This is a genomic window from Candidatus Saccharibacteria bacterium (assembly GCA_016700375.1).
Taxonomy (GTDB): Bacteria; Patescibacteriota; Saccharimonadia; order Saccharimonadales; family UBA4665; genus JAGXIT01.
On the sequence record CP065016.1, the window covers coordinates 649,361 to 666,495 of the forward strand.

Annotated in this window: 19 protein-coding genes, 1 tRNA gene and 1 other RNA gene; 12 read left to right on the forward strand and 9 right to left on the reverse strand. The window is 48.0% G+C overall.

What is annotated here, in order from left to right; genetic code table 11:
* Nucleotides 1-65 precede the first annotated feature (65 nt).
* From IPP75_03320 to IPP75_03330, 3 genes are all read right to left on the reverse strand, one after another.
* Entirely contained in the window at nt 66-2,939 is a 2,874-nt protein-coding gene (locus tag IPP75_03320; GenBank protein QQS68933.1) for an ATP-binding protein, read from the reverse strand.
* 106 nt (nt 2,940-3,045) lie between these two features.
* A complete protein-coding gene (locus IPP75_03325) occupies nt 3,046-3,309 on the reverse strand; it encodes a hypothetical protein (protein ID QQS68934.1) in 264 nt (87 codons plus the stop codon).
* A gap of 51 nt (nt 3,310-3,360) precedes the next feature.
* A complete protein-coding gene (locus IPP75_03330) occupies nt 3,361-3,714 on the reverse strand; it encodes a hypothetical protein (protein ID QQS68935.1) in 354 nt (117 codons plus the stop codon).
* A gap of 477 nt (nt 3,715-4,191) precedes the next feature.
* On the opposite strand from IPP75_03330, the gene IPP75_03335 reads away from it, so the two are divergent.
* From IPP75_03335 to rnpB, 6 genes are all read left to right on the forward strand, one after another.
* Nucleotides 4,192-5,151: a transposase family protein gene (locus IPP75_03335; protein QQS68936.1), complete on the forward strand. Its 960-nt coding sequence runs from the start codon at nt 4,192-4,194 to the stop codon at nt 5,149-5,151.
* Nucleotides 5,152-5,476: 325 nt separating this feature from the next.
* Nucleotides 5,477-7,012 carry a YifB family Mg chelatase-like AAA ATPase gene (locus tag IPP75_03340; protein ID QQS68937.1) on the forward strand — a complete coding sequence of 512 codons (1,536 nt, stop codon included), beginning with the start codon at nt 5,477-5,479 and terminating at the stop codon, nt 7,010-7,012.
* 101 nt (nt 7,013-7,113) lie between these two features.
* The gene (locus IPP75_03345) at nt 7,114-7,662 is read left to right on the forward strand and encodes a translation initiation factor IF-3 (protein ID QQS70157.1); all 549 of its coding nucleotides are present in this window, start codon (nt 7,114-7,116) and stop codon (nt 7,660-7,662) included.
* A 24-nt stretch (nt 7,663-7,686) separates the two neighbouring features.
* Nucleotides 7,687-7,881 carry a 50S ribosomal protein L35 gene (gene rpmI / locus IPP75_03350; GenBank protein QQS68938.1) on the forward strand — a complete coding sequence of 65 codons (195 nt, stop codon included), beginning with the start codon at nt 7,687-7,689 and terminating at the stop codon, nt 7,879-7,881.
* 4 nt (nt 7,882-7,885) lie between these two features.
* A complete protein-coding gene (rplT, locus tag IPP75_03355) occupies nt 7,886-8,236 on the forward strand; it encodes a 50S ribosomal protein L20 (GenBank protein ID QQS68939.1) in 351 nt (116 codons plus the stop codon).
* A gap of 135 nt (nt 8,237-8,371) precedes the next feature.
* Nucleotides 8,372-8,758, forward strand: an RNA gene (gene rnpB / locus IPP75_03360) — RNase P RNA component class A.
* A gap of 38 nt (nt 8,759-8,796) precedes the next feature.
* On the opposite strand, the gene IPP75_03365 is transcribed toward rnpB, so the two are convergent.
* Together IPP75_03365 and IPP75_03370 are read right to left on the reverse strand one after the other, a co-directional pair.
* Nucleotides 8,797-9,507 carry a reverse transcriptase-like protein gene (locus IPP75_03365; GenBank protein ID QQS68940.1) on the reverse strand — a complete coding sequence of 237 codons (711 nt, stop codon included), beginning with the start codon at nt 9,505-9,507 and terminating at the stop codon, nt 8,797-8,799.
* A 361-nt stretch (nt 9,508-9,868) separates the two neighbouring features.
* Nucleotides 9,869-10,081, reverse strand: coding sequence for a hypothetical protein (locus IPP75_03370; protein ID QQS68941.1), 213 nt, complete (start codon nt 10,079-10,081; stop codon nt 9,869-9,871).
* 262 nt (nt 10,082-10,343) lie between these two features.
* Between IPP75_03370 and IPP75_03375 the strand changes: the two genes are divergently transcribed.
* The 3 genes from IPP75_03375 (at nt 10,344) to IPP75_03385 (ending at nt 13,464) form a co-directional block, all read left to right on the forward strand.
* A complete protein-coding gene (locus IPP75_03375; protein QQS68942.1) occupies nt 10,344-10,883 on the forward strand; it encodes a hypothetical protein in 540 nt (179 codons plus the stop codon).
* A gap of 438 nt (nt 10,884-11,321) precedes the next feature.
* Nucleotides 11,322-11,756 carry a hypothetical protein gene (locus tag IPP75_03380; GenBank protein QQS68943.1) on the forward strand — a complete coding sequence of 145 codons (435 nt, stop codon included), beginning with the start codon at nt 11,322-11,324 and terminating at the stop codon, nt 11,754-11,756.
* 55 nt (nt 11,757-11,811) lie between these two features.
* Nucleotides 11,812-13,464 (forward strand): recombinase family protein, encoded by a 1,653-nt coding sequence (locus IPP75_03385; GenBank protein QQS68944.1) that lies wholly within the window; start codon nt 11,812-11,814, stop codon nt 13,462-13,464.
* On the opposite strand, the gene IPP75_03390 is transcribed toward IPP75_03385, so the two are convergent.
* A tRNA-Pro gene (locus tag IPP75_03390) sits at nt 13,443-13,519 on the reverse strand. The genes IPP75_03385 and IPP75_03390 overlap by 22 nt on opposite strands.
* 457 nt (nt 13,520-13,976) lie before the next feature.
* Between IPP75_03390 and IPP75_03395 the strand changes: the two genes are divergently transcribed.
* Complete coding sequence (locus IPP75_03395) at nt 13,977-14,444, forward strand: asparaginase (protein QQS68945.1); 468 nt, start codon at nt 13,977-13,979, stop codon at nt 14,442-14,444.
* Between the two features lie 61 nt (nt 14,445-14,505).
* Here IPP75_03395 and IPP75_03400 read toward each other — a convergent pair whose 3' ends face one another.
* Nucleotides 14,506-15,117, reverse strand: coding sequence for a site-2 protease family protein (locus IPP75_03400; GenBank protein ID QQS68946.1), 612 nt, complete (start codon nt 15,115-15,117; stop codon nt 14,506-14,508).
* An 84-nt stretch (nt 15,118-15,201) separates the two neighbouring features.
* Between IPP75_03400 and rpmB the strand changes: the two genes are divergently transcribed.
* Nucleotides 15,202-15,393 (forward strand): 50S ribosomal protein L28, encoded by a 192-nt coding sequence (rpmB, locus tag IPP75_03405; protein ID QQS68947.1) that lies wholly within the window; start codon nt 15,202-15,204, stop codon nt 15,391-15,393.
* Between the two features lie 167 nt (nt 15,394-15,560).
* On the forward strand, nt 15,561-15,764 hold the full coding sequence (locus IPP75_03410) for a four helix bundle protein (GenBank protein QQS68948.1): 204 nt from the start codon (nt 15,561-15,563) through the stop codon (nt 15,762-15,764).
* On the opposite strand, the gene IPP75_03415 is transcribed toward IPP75_03410, so the two are convergent.
* The gene (locus IPP75_03415; protein ID QQS68949.1) at nt 15,709-16,335 is read right to left on the reverse strand and encodes an MBL fold metallo-hydrolase; all 627 of its coding nucleotides are present in this window, start codon (nt 16,333-16,335) and stop codon (nt 15,709-15,711) included. The genes IPP75_03410 and IPP75_03415 overlap by 56 nt on opposite strands.
* Before the next feature lie 136 nt (nt 16,336-16,471).
* Nucleotides 16,472-17,113 (reverse strand): transcriptional regulator, encoded by a 642-nt coding sequence (locus IPP75_03420; GenBank protein ID QQS68950.1) that lies wholly within the window; start codon nt 17,111-17,113, stop codon nt 16,472-16,474.
* Nucleotides 17,114-17,135 lie beyond the last annotated feature (22 nt).

Sequence of the window (17,135 nt, forward strand, 5' to 3'; positions counted from 1 at the left end):
CAAGATACGACACGCCGTAAACAGCCGTTCCCGTATGTGCCTTAGCCAACAGTTAGGCGCTAAAACTATTCGTCTTCAGTTGGATTTTTCATATGAATCGTGCCGTCACTATCTATCACTATGGTGTCTTCACCCGGCTGAGCCACCTCACTTTGACTTTTTGGTTGTGGGCTATTCGAAATCTCTAGAGATTTCGGTGGAGCCTGTACGTCAAGATTTCCCTCGGGCGCCTTTAGCCCCTTCTTCAGCTCTGCTGCGATATCTTTTACTTCCTGCTGGTCGAGTTCTGCGCTCGAGACATTACCGGACTCATAGCTCCCTTGTGGAGTCGTGCTATCAGTATTTTGCGAAGCCGCGGGCATTGCGGGGCTGTCGGTAACAGGATTTGCTGCTGCTTGAGGCTGGATCTGAGTTTCTACCGGAGCATTCGGCTGTGGAGTAACTGTGGGCCGTGGTGTCGCTGGCACACTTTTCTGTTTCGCAAGCCATTCATCTAGAAATGACCCTGAGCCAGCCGATGGAGAGCCCATGACAGGAGCTGGGGGTGCAGATACGCTTGCTGGGGCTCCACCGCCCGGTGCCGGAGCCGAACCAGCAAATGGGTTGGCAAATGGCTTTGGTTCAGGAGTCTTTGTTGCTAAACGTTCAAATATCTCTTTCTCGACCACAGCCCTTGGTTTGCCATACTTCGCAGCGGATAGCTGCTTGAGCGCATCAGCAAGCCCCGGATTTGGGTTGCCTAGAGGTGGAAGCGTCGCCATACTGAAAGATTGTGTCGGAACACCATTTATGAGGGTGCGGACAATAGTGTTTGCGTTTGGAACACGGAGCAAGTCGTCTCCGTCAAACTGGGGCTGAAAATAGCGACTGAGGCTTTCCACATCATTCTGGCCAATACGAAAAGATACAATTGTACCGATGTTGCCAAACACGGCATCACGGATTTCCTCCGTTAGCTGGGTTGTAAACTGGTTTGCCACAATGAGGTTCAGGTGGTATTTGCGCGCTTCACTCATGATAGTCGCAAAGCTATCGGTAGAGAAGTTCTGAAACTCATCTACATACAGTGCAAAGTCGTTTCGTTCGCTTTCTGGGACATTTGAGCGACTCATGGCGGCGGCCTGGAACTTCATAACGAACACCATACCCAGGAGCTTGCTATTTAGCTCACCCGTCCTACCCTTACTCAGGTTAACAAGCAGTATTTTTTTGTTATCCATAATATCGCGCAGATCAAATGAGCTTTTTGTTTGACCTATAATATTGCGCATCATTTCATTACTAAGGAACGCTCCAAACTTGCTTACAAACCAACTCACGACCTCACCGAAATCATTACTGCGCTGACTCTGGGGCATTTCTTTCTCCCAGAACTCAATTACATTCGGGTCTTTCACATACGGTAGCTTCTGTTTAACATACTGTGGGTCACGAAATAGCTTCGGGATATCTACAAATGTACTCCCCGCAGGGTCAGCCATAACTGTTAGAGCGGCATTGCGAAACAAGCTTTCATAGCGCGGGCCCATAATACCCTGGTGCTGTGGGTCATACAGCTTGTAGAGCATGTTTAGGACTTCCTGAATAATAAAGTCCTTCTGGTCTGGTGTATGGAATTCGAATAAGTTCAGCCCCATAGGGTATGCCATGTCGGACGGGCAAAAATAGATAACGTCTTCGGTACGCTCTTTTGGCACCATCGCTAGTAGTTTTTCTGCCGTATCACCGTGTGGGTCAACAAACGCAAAGCCGTCACCGCGCAACATATCTTGTAGGGCTAGGTTCTCAAGAAACGTTGATTTACCTGTACCGGTCTGCCCAACTACATACATATGACGCTGTCTATCTGTCAGCCCAATTCGAACCGGTTTCTTGACGCCACGAAATACATTAAAGCCGAGCAGTAAGCCTTCATTCGGCATGTTTCGAGGACCGTCTACCTGCTTCGATTCTTGCCGCTCAAGTTGTGAGGTCGGAATGCTACGCTGATCAGGAAAGTGGAATATTGTAGCAAGCTCAACCGAATTCAATATGTTCTTTTTCTTATGCTGCGGAAATGCCCTGAGAAGAAAATTCGTTACTAATTCTGAGGGGTCAGTTGCCGAATGATACTCAAACCCATTCCGTCCGGGGGAATCAAAAAGAGAGAAACTCGCTACTATATTATTTACAATTCCTTGAGAGCGTTGCGAGACGTTTGATGACGCTATTACCCGTATTGCAACCTCAAAGCCCGGGTGACGAGTTTTATCTTCTATAGCGTCTATAACAGATTGCTCGAGCGAAGATATTTCTTTTGGCTTATCCTTTTCTTCTTTTGGCTCGGGAGGCTTTACAAATGCGGTTACCAAATCTTTGGCTAATGCACCGGCTGACAAACCTTTGTCTGTGCCTTTCTTTTTTGCGGATGCAAAATCGGTCGCTGTTTTTCGCCACGAAGTATCTGCGGGACGAAATAGGAGCTGTATAGCCGCACCATCCTCATTTTCCATAGTAGAGAGAGCGTTCAATATTGACTGGAAGGCGTCACGCTTCAAATCTTGGTAGGTCGCAATAGGATACGCGAACTTTTCTTTTAAGTTAAACTGCCCACCTATAACCGCGTTCATACCACCCACTTGACTAAAAATATTATACTCAGGAACCATTTCAAGGCGAGCCGCAGGGTATGCGCTCACGATAGCTTGCTGCACAACATTTATGTAGTCTGCGGGCACCGCAACGTATAATCGAACGAACCCTTTTAGTCCGACGATTTCGAACGAAAAATGACGTTGGCCATGAAAGCGATTTTTAAAACTTTGCTCAATTGTGCTCGCAATAATGTTGTAAATAATTTGTGCTTTAGAAATATTTTCATCAACTAGGTCTCGAACATCTCGACCATTTACCTCTGTATCTTCGCTTGCTGGAGGCAAGTGTATAAGCATCGGGACCATAGAAAGTCCACGCTCGTATTTCAACTTTTTTGCGTTAATTCTTTGTAGACTTAATAACATCGTTATTGTTTTCCTTGCTCACATATAATCCAGAAAATCCCCATAACTACTGTGAACCGTCCTTCACTTCGACTCCATGGGCTGCCCGTAAAAATGCACTCTTAATTGAATGAATCTGCTGTGCACGTTCATATGGGTTTGATGCCGTCTGGAGAGCAATACTGTCTATTTGTTCAGCAGCGCGTTCAAGTAGTATTTTCGGGTCAACTGCCTGTGACATACTAGCAGCACCCGACTCAACCGGTTGAGCTTGCGAGGGCGAGGGCACATTCGAAACCTGTGGTGCCATGGGCTGTGGCAATTCGTTCATTATTTCTAGTATATACCGTTAGCGGCTACCAATGATAGTACCTCTTACCTTTTATGTTTCCCTGGTTGAGCGCACCATATAAAAATAAGCGACCGCGCCAAAAAGCACTATAACTAAGAAGTCCTTAGGGGTCAGTTCTCCCAGAGACTCTAGTCCAAGCGCAAACACTAGAACTGCGCTTACGATTGCTCCGAGCAGGTTTACCCGTCTGGCATCGTACTTGCCTTGTTTATTCTTGTAGTATAACCCTGCCATTGCCCGCCAAGACATAAACAAAGCAAGGCCACTCACAACAAACGGAACAATGAGTACAGAAACAGGTAGCGTATACGGCCTCGTCAAGCTCATAAAGGCAAGGAGAATTAGCCATAAAATCCCAGCATGTATAAATTCCATCTGTTTCATGTAATCCTAGATTAACACGAGTTTCGCACTTTGAGGTCATGTGCATTTTCTCCTCGAAGCACAGAAGGAGCCGTACTGAGGTACGGCGAGTGAGTACTGGAGAGGAAAAATGTGCAGGAGCCGAAGAAGCCAGCGGTGCGGCCAGCTTCGCTGGACGGCAGGCTGGCTGGTGCGAAACTTGTGATTAATTAAAACACGCCTTAGGCATATTACCTAGGCGTTGAATTTACATAGGTCGAAAGGCGATAAATCCGCTCAATATAAATTAATGTATAGCGCTTATCGCCTTCGACTGACTGACCGCTCTTGTCGCCTTTAGGGCAACTCGAGCGACTATTGTTTGTTGTTTTTGTTTTGGCTTAGCCAAGTTCAATACTACTACATCATGCTTGATTTGTCAATACGCTTTTGCTCGTCCTGATATACTAAGCCCCAATCCCTCCGACACCTCGGTGTGTAGAATTGGGGCATATGTGTATGAAGAAGAACCTAACCCGACATCAAGTTATTGCCTATCGTAAACGAGTGTTAACTGAAGCCGATGCGAAAGGCGCGGCAATCGCTGCCCGAATGTTTGGGATCCATCGGGATACTATCTATGCTTGGCGGATCGAACTGTTCCCGCAGAAGCCTGGACCAAAAGGCAGGGTATCCTGGCAGACGAATGAAGACATTGAGGATTTGGTGCTACAAATCAGGCTGGGACTATCCTATGGCCCGAAGCGAATCGTCGATGAGATGAGTGACTCTGGAATATCCATTGGCGAGAAAGCTGTCCGCGGCATTATTGAACGAGCCGACCTCGTAAAGCACCAGAAACATCCAAAGAAAAAGCCAACGAGACCGTTCTACGCGCCCTATCCAGGCTACCGAGTGCAGATTGACACTAAGGCTGCACCGGTTCGTCCGGACGAAGATAAACGACGGAGTCGGAGACAGCAGTTTACAGCGATAGACATTGTCAGCAAGATCCGGTACCTGGCGGTCAAGGATGGCTTGTCGAATAGCAACTCAATCGCCTTTGTGCGTGAAGCCCTGGCGTTCTACGAATCGATTGGTATTACGGTGGAATGTGTCCAGACAGATAACCACTCCACGTTCACCAATTTGTCTACTGGCGGTAACAAAAAGCGTGACCATGAGCTCAGACGTATCCACCCGTTCACGCAGTACCTGCTCGACCGGGGCATCGAGCACAAGCTATCCCGACCGGGTACACCCCAACATAATGGTTTTGTCGAGCGGAGCCATCGGACAGACGAAGAAGAGTTTTACCACGTCACCAAAACGACCGAGCTTGATGTCGTCGCGTTCAACGAAGCAATGAAACTATGGCAGAACGAATACAATCGCGTGAGACGGCATAGCAGCTGCAATAACCTGCCGCCAATGGAGCACTATGAAGCGGTATGGAAAGGAACAGTAACTCATGTCTAAGTGTCTGGACAATTGGGGCTTAGTACATCCTGACTTTTGCTCGTCCTGAATAAGTCAAACAGAATTGTTATTCCTGGCCGCACAAAAGCATAGGCATTTTGTTATTGACAAGCATAAAATAGCCAGCTACTATAGGGGTAGCACTGAATAAAAAAAGTGCTCAAAAACAAAAACGACTAAAAAACGACGGCCTCTCGCAAGCCGTCGTTTATAAAGAAAAACGAAACCCAAACACAGAGAAAAATTTATATTGTTACGCAACCCATCCTCCTACAGATGGGTTGCGTTCTTTTTGTAGAGTTGTATAATCCAAACCTAACGAAGTATGAAATCTCAGCCTATCCACGGGGTGGTGGAAAACGGTCAGCACGGGTTGGTCGTAGATATAGAGTGCCAGCTGACAAAGGGGTTGCCTGCCATTGTCATTGTAGGGTACGCCACAAAGGCCGTCGACGAGGCAAAGGAACGTATTCGAAATGCCTTTGCCAGTTCAAAACTAGAACTCCCTATTAAACGAATTACGGTAAACCTAGCGCCGGCGGATATCCCAAAAGAAAGCACCGGCTTCGACCTGGCTATCGCAGTAGCCATACTACGTGCGTCTGGCCAATGCCGAGAGATTCCCATGAGTAGCGCCATCATCGGCGAGCTTGGCCTGGAAGGCTCGGTCCGTCCGGTCCGCGGAATCATCGGTAAGGTACTTGCAGGCAAACACCACGGCATAGATACATTCATTATTCCTGAGGAAAATGTTGCCCAGGCTCGTTTGGTACCAAACGTTCGTCTCATTAGCGTGTCTACGCTAACAGAGCTATATGATTACGTAAATGGACACAAGACACCGACTATCCTGAAAACGTCAGATGAGCAGTTCGCATCCGCACAACCCATAGAGGCCGGTGAAGACCTCATCTGTCTTGAAGATGTTGTCGGCCAAATGCTTGGCAAGCGAGCGGTCGAAATCAGCGCCGCCGGCGGACACAATGTCTTACTCGGCGGCCCTCCCGGCACAGGTAAAAGCATGCTCGCAAAAATACTGCCAAGCCTACTGCCCGCCATGTCCCGCGACGAAATGCTAGAAGTAACCCACCTACACAGCCTTGCGAGCAATGATTTCAATCGGCTCGTAACCACAAGGCCATTCCGCTCGCCGCACCACAGCGCTAGCAATGTCGCTGTCGTCGGAGGCGGCAACACAGTCCGGCCCGGCGAAATGAGCCTGGCACACCGCGGTGTCTTGCTGTTCGATGAGCTCCCAGAGTTCGGGCGCGTGACCGTGGAGGCACTCCGTCAGCCGCTTGAAACTCGCACCGTTACCATCGCCCGCGCTAAAGGAACCGCTGAATACCCAGCGCACTTCATTTTCATAGCCACAGCAAACCCCTGCCCTTGTGGCCATTATGGCACTAGCAAGCCCTGCCGCTGTCTGCCACACCAAATTGTGCAGTACAGACGGAAGCTTTCTGGCCCCATTCTTGACCGTATCGACATCTACGTAGACGTTCATGAAATCGACAACAGTCACTTGCTCCGCGAAGGCCGCTCGGACGGGCCTTCCTCAGAATCAATCCGCAAAAAAGTGACTGCAGCCCGGGCTCGCCAAGCAGCCCGCTTCGGTTCATGTGCGAAATTGAATGCCGACATGACTAACCGAGAGGTAAAAGCACTTGCACAACTAGAACCGGCTGCTAAAGATATGCTCGACACGGCAGCGGAAAAGTTTGGCTTGAGCGCCCGTGCCTACATGCGCTGCGTCAAACTTGCCCGCACCATTGCCGACCTCGATAGCTCAGACGCCATCCAGCCAAAACACATTGCGGAAGCCCTTCAGTACCGTCCCCACCAGTTCCACGACAATTAATCAGCGGCCAAAAGAAGCCGTTTGACCTCTGTGACTTAATCTGTTACACTTCCAAGCACGAAAGTAACCAAGGAGAAGTCGAAATCAGCACGAGTACGCGCCTGAATGGACAAATTCGGGCACCAGAAGTACGGGTCATCGATGCGGATGGCAAACAGCTCGGAGTCATGAGCTCACGCGAAGCGTATATGCTCGCGCAAGAGCAGGAACTCGACTTAGTCGAGATTTCACCGGGGGCCAACCCACCTGTCTGCAAAATCGTCGACTGGGGTAAGTTTAACTACCAGAAGACAAAACAGGCACAGAAAAATCGCCTAAACAACAAGGTTCTTGACATGAAGCAAATGCGCTTCGGCCTCAAGATTGGTGACCACGACCTCGCAGTCAAAATGAAGAAAGTAACTGGCTTCCTCGAAGCCGGCCATAAGGTGAAAATCACTCTTTTCTTCCGCGGACGCGAACTCGCGCACAAAGATATTGGCTTCAAACTTGCCGACCGGGTAATTGCAAGTTTTGGCGACAGTATAGCTGTTGACCAAAATCCGCAACTCACTGGCAAACAACTTTCGTTTGTTATCAGAGGCGTCGCCGTAAAAACTCCCAAACCGGAGCCAGCAGCAGCATCACCTGATACGGTTTTATCAATTTAAACGAGTCATTGACAAGGAGATACCATGCCAAAACTCAAGTCTCATAGCGGCACCAGAGACCGCGTACGAGTCACTAAGAACGGTCGTGTTCGCACCCGTCACTCACACGCTAGCCACTTCCTACAGAAGAAAAGCGGCGCTCGCAAGCGCAAGCTGGCTGGTTTGGAGACAATGAACGCTACCAACACTAAAATAATCCGTAAGCAGTTGGGGGTCTAGCGTCATGCGAGTAAAACGAGGTGTCACCACCAGAGCAAAACACAATAAAATCCGTTCGGCAGCAAAAGGCTTTAGCCATCCGAACCAAGTTAGTATAAAGCGAGCCAAGCAAGCCACTACCCGAGCACTGCAGTTTGCCTACCGCGACCGCCGCAACCGCAAGCGCACCTTCCGCGCCCTGTGGAACACGCGCATAAATGCAGCTGCCCGTCTAAACGGCACAACCTACAGTCGCCTTATTGCTGGCCTAAAAACCGCCGGCGTCGAACTAGACCGGAAGGTCTTGGCCGAACTAGCTGTCAACGAGCCAAAAGCCTTTGAAGCAGTCGTAAAAGCCGCCAAACTCGAGAAATAGAACTCTCGCCGAAAATGAAAACACCCCTAAAACTAGGGGTGTTTTCATGTCCAGTCAAACAATCATACCTTGAATTGGCATTTCGGTTTCATTCCGACTAGGAATAAGTCTATCAAAATGCTATAATTACCCCTGTTAGATTACCAGCTAATCGCTAGTCCTTTCATAGATTAGAGGAAAGTCCGGGCAGCATAGGGAGTGACAGCCGCTAACGGCGGCCGGGGGCGACCCTAGGGAAAGTGCCACAGAAACGAAACAGCCAGCTTGCTGGTTACGATGAAACGAGTGTCCGCCGTAAGGTGGATGGGAATTCTGGCGAACTTGTTCGCGTTAAGTCCCACGGTAAGAGCGCACAACACCCTATGGTGACATAGGGAGTAGGTAAACCCTGTCTGCTGCAAGGAGTGAGCTATACACGTTCCCGCGATGCTCACGTTTGACCCCGCTCGAGCCTGCGAGCAATTGCAGGCCTAGATAGATGATTAGCCTCGACAGAACCCGGCTTACAAGTAACCTAACATAATATGAAAATACGTTCGTTCTCCGAGCGTATTTTCTATTTAGTCGACACGTTGAGCTTGCGAGCCAAGCTGGGCATCGAGACACTTGTTCACCTCGGCATCGGCCAGCTTATTGAGCTCGCGCGGCACGTGGTCAAATGACACTTTCTCAAACTTTGGAAGAAGCTGTTGTATAGCATCGTGAATAGGCCATAGGTCGCGGTTTTTCACTTTGAATATTTTTTTCATTTGGTTCACCACCAGCATACTGTCCATATACACGTGCACGCTCCTCGCCTGAAGCCGTAGCGCAGCCTCCAAGCCAAACTTCAAGGCCTGATACTCCGCCTGATTGTTTGTTGTAATTCCCAGAAAAACCCCCTCACTATGTACGATGTTCCCGTCCATGTCGAGCAGTACATACCCGCTTGCGGAGGGGCCAGGATTGCCCCGTGAGCCTCCATCCGCATACAATTGCACCTCTGTTATTTGCGTAGTATTTTTATCATCACTACTTTCCGGTACTCCTTTTTCATCGCCCTCGGCAACTGCGTCAATCCTCTTTGCGAGCTCCCAGTCTCGGTCTGTAATCATCTGCTTCGGCTCGTGTGTCGACAGCCAAAATTCAACAACATTCCATTCATTCTGCCAGCGCGGATGATGGTCGAGGTCATTCACAATTGCACTCACCTTTTCCATAAATGCCCATGCATGATGAAAGTCGCTAAAGACAAATTGTTTATAAAGCCCATGTTTTGTTTCGGTCCACATAAGATTATCTTAGCAAACAATAAGCTCACCAGAAAGGTGGGCCATGGTCGGGGTGACAGGACTATCGCGTCCGGCTCCGCCGGACACTCCTTCCTGCGGTGCTCGATACAAACCAAACAAGCTTGGTTTGCATCTGCGCTCCTCGTCCGCGACCCTGCAAACACAGGCTCTGCGCCTACCACATCGAAACCACATAAAAACCATCGGCTTGAGACCGATGGTTTTTATGTGGTCGAGCACAAGAGACTGCCCTTGAACTCTTCCAGTATATTGTACACGACGTACCCGCTTGGCAAGGAGTTATCACAGACTTTCGCTCTATAGAGCACGTGAAGCCCAGAATATTTGCTACCCTGAGGTATTAAGAAATATCTACGCCACTGCGAGATGCGGCAGTCTGCGTGTCTATCTCATGACCCTCTGCGAGTGCCTTAAGAGGCGGGTATGCTGCGCCGGTCGTAAGAACCTCGCCCCATACTTCGTCGCCGTCGGAGCTCACTCGTACAATCGTATCGTTTACGTCGTAGTAACTGGTGAATGACTCATTTTTGTTATTTTGTGTCATATCTGTCATGGTAGTATTTTACCACATTATGAGGTGTTTGTCATACTTACGCTAGTGTTTTCTTGCCACTACCCCTATAATGATGGGTAAGTGGAACACCCACTCGATGCCTAGAGCCACTCCATAGGAGCAGGTATGGCGAAAAATCCGTATCAAACATTTAAGCTCGTCATGAGTCTACTGTTTGATACGGTCACACTGGAAACGGTGTCGGGTAGCGTAGGCTATCGCTCATGGCGAGCTTTTTAATTACTCGCCTAGAAAGGACAGTATGCATAAAAATGCAATAACAAAACGGCGAGTAATAATTCTACTCATTCTAGCAATCCTAATCACTTACCCCATTGGCTACATAACTGGGAAGAATACTGGCCGCCGACTTGAGCGTGAAGCTGCGGCGTCCACGCAGATCAAGAACCAGCCTGCCATGCCGGTCGCCAATAATACCCCTCAGGTTTCTCTGCAACAGTCAGGCGTATCAAGACCTGTAGGCGGTGCACCTACCTCCCAAACCTCAAATGTGGCTCCAAACAACGCACTTACACCTCAAGTAATATCACCTCTTCAATACTCCTGTGATGAAACGGCAAAAGCTACCTACCAAAGTCGATACGACTCCGATTATGCATCAGAAGTGAGTAGACATCAAACTGAAGTACAACGCATAGCCGATTATTGGGCGGCGCGCAACGCGTATAACAGCAGCTGGCGTGAAAACGAAGAGACGGCCGAAAATCAAAAGTTTGCAAGCAATGTTTCACAGCTTCAATCCACGCTTCGCTACCAGCTTGTTTCGATACATTGCGCCTAGTACCTTTATGCAGTAGACTGTATTTGTACTTTTCCAATTGAGCCTGCACCCTGCATTTGTGGGGCTACGCTGCCCTTAGGCGGCATATAACTCTTGAAGTCATAAGAGGATAATGAAGAATTTTGCGCTGTAATGCGCTGTTTTTCGTTATCCTCTTTTTTACTTGAGATAGCGAAAAGAAAGCTATCTCATGAGATATCACTGCCTGTATAAACTATCTGGGAATACCCGCTGTAACCGCTCGATACCACGCGGTTATCTTCTCTGTAAAGAGCACAGAGGTGTGCATACCGTTTTGCCGGTGGTTGAGCCGACAATATCTCAAAACCGGCTTGCTCGAGGCGTAGAAGCAATCTGTGTAGCTCGTACATCAATGGCTGAACCTCACCCAAAGGGCAAGATATTCGTAAGAGATAAAATCGGCCGGTCGGTGCTGCTATGACAGCCTCAGGTATCGGTCGGCCGCCACAATTCTCAAATGCCGCACAGTTACAGTTATTGATAGACAATTACTTTTCTTCAGCCACAAAGTCATCACCCGCAAGACCTCTAACTATAACCGGCCTTATGCTTCACTGCGGGTTTGAGAGTCGGCAGTCATTTTATGACTATGAGAAAAAACCCGAGTTTTCTTACACTATAAAAAGAGCCCGGCTTATGATTGAAAACGTTTATGAGGAACTCTTGCAGAGCGGTCGAGGAGCGGGCGCAATTTTTGCTCTTAAAAACTTCGGCTGGACGGATAAAAGCGAAGTAAGTATTGAAAGGGACTCAATAGACTATTCGAGCATGACAGATGAAGAACTTGAATCACGTCTGATAGACAGCATTAAAAGAGATTACGGCGTGACGCTTCCACGAAAGATGCTGTAGTTTTGGCCTTAAGAAGATATCGCTTGAACTTTTTTCATATGAGATAATAAGAGTGATGAATGAGCAAAAACTAACACCAGCTGACTTATTTACTAATCTGAAGAATGCTTACCGGCAAGATGACATAGAAGAGCTAGATATAAAAACTTTGCGCTATGTGTTGTATGCCCGCCGCTCTACTACGAATGATGAGCGGCAAGAACGCTCAATCCCAGACCAAATAGCAGACTGCTACGATCGTGTGATAGTACCGAAAGAGCTGAATATAATCGGTGCTGTACGCGAAGAAAAAGGCTCGGCGAAAGAGCCGAACACTCGGCCGGCATTTCGAACTATGCTTGAAGATATCAAGTCTGGCAAGATAGACGGTATAGTCGCGTGGCACCCCGATAGACTCGCAAGAAATATGATGGACGCAGGCGAGATTATAGACTTGCTAGACAAAGGTATATTGAAAGACATACAGTTTGCTACTTCTTCCTTTGAAAACAGTCCAACCGGCAAAATGCTGCTCGGCATATCTTTCGTGTTGTCAAAGCAATACTCTGAGCACCTGAGCGAAAATATCAAGCGTGGCAATCGGCGAATGACAGAGGACGGATTATTTCTAGGCAAGATGAAACATGGCTATCTAATATCAGATGACAGGCTTTTCCCCGATAACTGGTTTACGAATATTAAGACAGCATTTCAGATGAGGCTAGAGGGTAGCACGCAAGAAGCCATTGTGCAGGCACTGAACAGGTCTGATTACCGGGTACGCAAAAGAGGTAAAGACCCCGAAAAATACAAATGGGATAAAGACAGTGTGTCTTCTATGCTTAAAGATCCGGTGTACGCAGGGGTGTTGAAATACGGTAATAACCTAGTGAAGCTAGAAGACCACTATGATTTTATGCCGGTAGTCACCGTAGAAGAGTTTATGTCTATAAACAAAATCAGCGACTTAAAGTCGCCCGCACTCGTCTCTTCGATGCTTGTTAAGGAGTCACGAGATACACTAGCTGACCTCATGCGTGGTAGAGTTTATTGCGGCTTTTGCAATAAGCCGTTTACGTCATCAATCACCTCAAAACGTTCAGGCGATAACCTAACGCACTACTATTACTACCGCTGCGAGAGTGACGGGTGCGTGTTTAAGAACTCCGCCGTGCGCGCTAGTAAGATGATAGAGTTTGCCGCAAATTACCTTGAGCAGCATTCTTTCACTACACAGAGCAATTACGACGAATACGTGACCGATAGTAAGCAATATGCTCATACTCAAAAACGCGACATCACCTCTTCCATTGCCCGCTACACGAAGATAATAAGTGATAAACAAGGCGAATACGATCGAGCAAAAAAGCTTGTAGCGCAAAAACCTGAGCTTTCAAAGCATTATGATCTTGACGCGCTGAGCAAAGAGGTAGAGGTATTCACGCAGGAGCAGCAAGAGCTGCAATCAAAAAGAGACAGTCTGGGGGTTGCGCTGCTTACATATCAAGAATATCTTGAACTTTTCAGTCAAACAGGGGTAATACTGCGTCAATCTGGTGATATGGCGAAACTAGACGCAGTGCTGCGAAAATTCTTCTTGAACTTCACTATAAAAGCATACGGCAAAGGTTCAAAACAGAGGTGCGATATTACCTGTACGTTAAACGAACCCTTTGCAGGGTTCGTAAGAACGGGTAATTTCGAACATGGTCGGGGTGACAGGACTTGAACCTGCGACCTCACGGCCCCCAGCCGTACGCGCTACCAGGCTGCGCTACACCCCGACGTCAGTTCTATTTTACACCAGTTTCTTTTGAGCAGATGCCTGAAAATGAATCTCCCACGACTTACGGCCGAGGTATCTTCTTGCCCCGCAACATCGACCGTTGGTCGCTGTTCCGCCCGTGCAGTGTACATGCCACCGGGATGTACACTGCAGCGTTCGGCTCAACCCCGACCTGACGGTCTGGGTATGCCACGCGTTAGCTAATCAATTATGGCATATACCTGCATCATTACCGAAAGTAGTGCTGGGCGCCAACGTGATTAACCCTGAAAAAAATTCAAGGTGGGTACCCGCACGCTACGACCACAGCCGTAGACAAATATTGGGTTCCCGTATGATTAGTATTCAGATAATCATACGTTGGCCACCCCGCCGAAACGAGGCCTACCCAGCCCACTAAGTATACCCTGATAATCTGTCTTGTAACAGAGTGATCAAACAGATATACTCGTACTATGACTATACTTTTTGTGCAAACTGGTGGAACTATAGATAAAGACTACCCAGAGAACGACAACAACCATGGGTACTACTTTGAAATCGGTGAGCCAAGCTTCCTACGTACTCTCGAACGAGGGAACCCCGACTTTTCATACAGGGTTATGACTGTTCTGCGCAAAGACAGCTTGGACATGACCGACCTTGACCGTGAGCTAATAAAAAAGGCTGTTAGCGCTGCAAAAGAGGATCGTGTTGTTATTACCCACGGCACAGACACCATCCACAAAACCGCACAAGCAATCGCGGGCATAAAAGGAAAAACCATCATACTGACTGGATCGCGCTTACCCGAAAAATTCTATGAATCAGAGGCAGACTTCAACCTCGGTATGGCCATTGCAGGCGCACAGGTGTTGAAGCATGGAGTCTACATAGCGCTATACGGGCTCATTACTCCCTGGGATAAGTTCAACAACAAATAGTCCAGCAGCACCGGACCTTGCTTACAGCAAATAGTCATTGTGTTGCGATGAAAAATAGGCTCTATAAGATAGCTCGTAAAACAGCTTCGTTCATATTCCCAAGCCAGCCGCCAAAACCACCCATAACAACGAGCGCAAGTATTATCACAAACCCATATGGTTCAATTCGCTCCATTACGTCTTGGACTGATTCAGGTGCGAATGCATACAGTACTCTCGAGCCATCAAGGGGTGGTATAGGAATGAGGTTGAAGACGAACAGACCAACGTTAAGCACTAAGAACATCGTTAGTACATCGTACGCCAGACCGCTCAACGCAACTGTCTTCAGCACAAACGCCGCCAACACCGCAAGAGCAAGGTTAGAGAGCGGTCCTGCCGCAGCTATCATGGCAGCACCATATTCGTCGTACTTTACCCTGCCGGGGTTAAACGGCACCGGCTTCGCCGCCAAAAATAGCACATGAAACACTACCCATGTTATTGCCGGAAGTACAACAGTCATAAAAGGGTCTATGTGGTCAAGCGGGTTGAGCGAAACCCTCCCTGCATCTTTCGCAGTGCTATCCCCAAGCTTCATGCCTACGTACGCATGAGCAAATTCGTGCACCGTCATAGCTACCAGTAGGCAGCCAATAAGTATAATGAAGTTATAGACAGAAATTTCACCCATTGCCTACTAGTATATCAGCGTTGACTTCAGACGTGAAAATCTGTACAATTACACCTTGAATCTAACCCTAACTCGGAGTTTGCAATGCAAAAATGTGATCTTACCGGCAAAGGCAAGCAGTACGGCAGCAATGTCAGCTTCTCGCAGCGCCACACCAAAAAAGTTTGGAAGCCAAATCTACAGACCAAAACGGTCGAAGTCGATGGCAAAAAAGTAAAGCTAAAAATCAGCACCCAAGCCATCCGTACCCTGAAGAAAAAAGGCCTTTTGGCATAGGCTTAGTAGTTAGCCATTGGTAGTTGGTAGTTTGGACGCAGAGAGTGTATGCAAGGCTCATATACAAACCTTAAAGCATAGCAGTTTGGATATACCCTGGCGCTTGAAACCTACCAGTCAATAAACACTTTCCCAAGCAATGAAAAGTTCGGCCTCATCAGCCCCAGATGCAGCAATCTGCCGTATCTATTCCATGTAACATTGCTGAGGGCTATGCTCGAATATCTCAGAAAGAAAAGGTTCAGTTATACTCTATTTCAAGGGGTTCTGTTGCCGAGCTCCAAACGCAACTTCTAGTTACCAGATGCTTCTGCCCTATGCCTTTTCGAGAATCACAAGCTGTGTTGTGTCTGACCCATCTGCCGGCTTAAATTGTAGCTTGGCGGTGGTCTCTTTTGGCTCCATGCCGAATGCTTTCATGGCGTCTTCTAGTGATTGCTGTGGCACCTCATAACGTAATGCCTTATCGGCATAATGTGTCGGAATGAATACTTTAGGTTCAACTTCTTTAACAACCTGCAAGGCACCGCTTGGGTCAAGTGTGTACCCCGTGCCCCCAACAGGTATAAGCATAACGTCCACTAGCCCAATATCTTCAAGTTTTGAGTCACTTAGCTTTGGATAAATATGACCAATTACCAGAATTCGCGTTTCGCCAACTGTAATCTTATACATAGTTGCGTTGCGCTCCTGCTCCGTGTCCATGTGTGCCCGCGTTTGAATACCGCGCACATTGACGCCGCTCACTTCATACTCGCCCGCCATGTCTATGGTCATCTTGGCGCCCTTTACGGGGTTTTGGTGCGGCATGGTAAATAGGCAAATATCGCCGTCTTTTGTGACTGATTTCGCACCCAAAGACTCTAGGTTATCATCAAACACCAGTCGAACCTGCTTATTGCTAAGCACAATACAGTTTGCGCCATAAAATTGTATATCCATAAAGTAACTTCGCTCCTGGTAGTAGATGTTAGTAGATATTTATTAGAAAACCCGAACCACCGACAGGTCTTAGGTATACTATAGCCCAATTCAAGACTATATGCCAACGAAAGACAGCCGGGCGCTGCGTAGCGCCCTAGCTCAGCAAACCAGGCTTATCAAGTATAACTTGTTTCTTGGAAAGCAAGACGTTAGAAATAAAGCGGTCTTTTATTTGAACGCGGTACCGGAACTCGTCGAGCGAAAATACGGTGTAGCGAAGATCCTTGCCTTCTTGCTCCTCGAGGTCGGTCACATACTTTTGCAGCGCATTTCGGTTGACATTACCAACAATAAGCACATCTACCCCGCTGGTTTCGTCGCGAGTGAACTGACCCATAAGAGCAGCAATTTCTACATTTCCCAGCTGCTTCAGGGCGGCAGGCTCCTCTGGCTCCGAAGGAGCCTGCTGGACAGTTGGCTCGGGCACTGCAGCGACATCTTCGGGGAGAACTGCGGGCTTTTTTGCCGACCTTTTTGGCTTTTGCCCGCCAAAAATTTCTTGCAAAGGAGCATAATAAGCATACTTCTGGTTTACTTCGTAGTAGACTTTGTTGTTACTAGAATCGCTGGTGATGATGCCTATATTTAGTAAATTAGCCAGCTCACGGCGCACAGAGTTTATTTGCTCATCAATCTTGCGGGTAATCTCACGCACATAAAATGACCGGTTAGGGTTTTCATAAAAAAGATGCAGCAACTTGACGCGCGTTTTGGAACCAAATAGTTGCTCTACCACGGTGCACCTCCTTATTCAATAC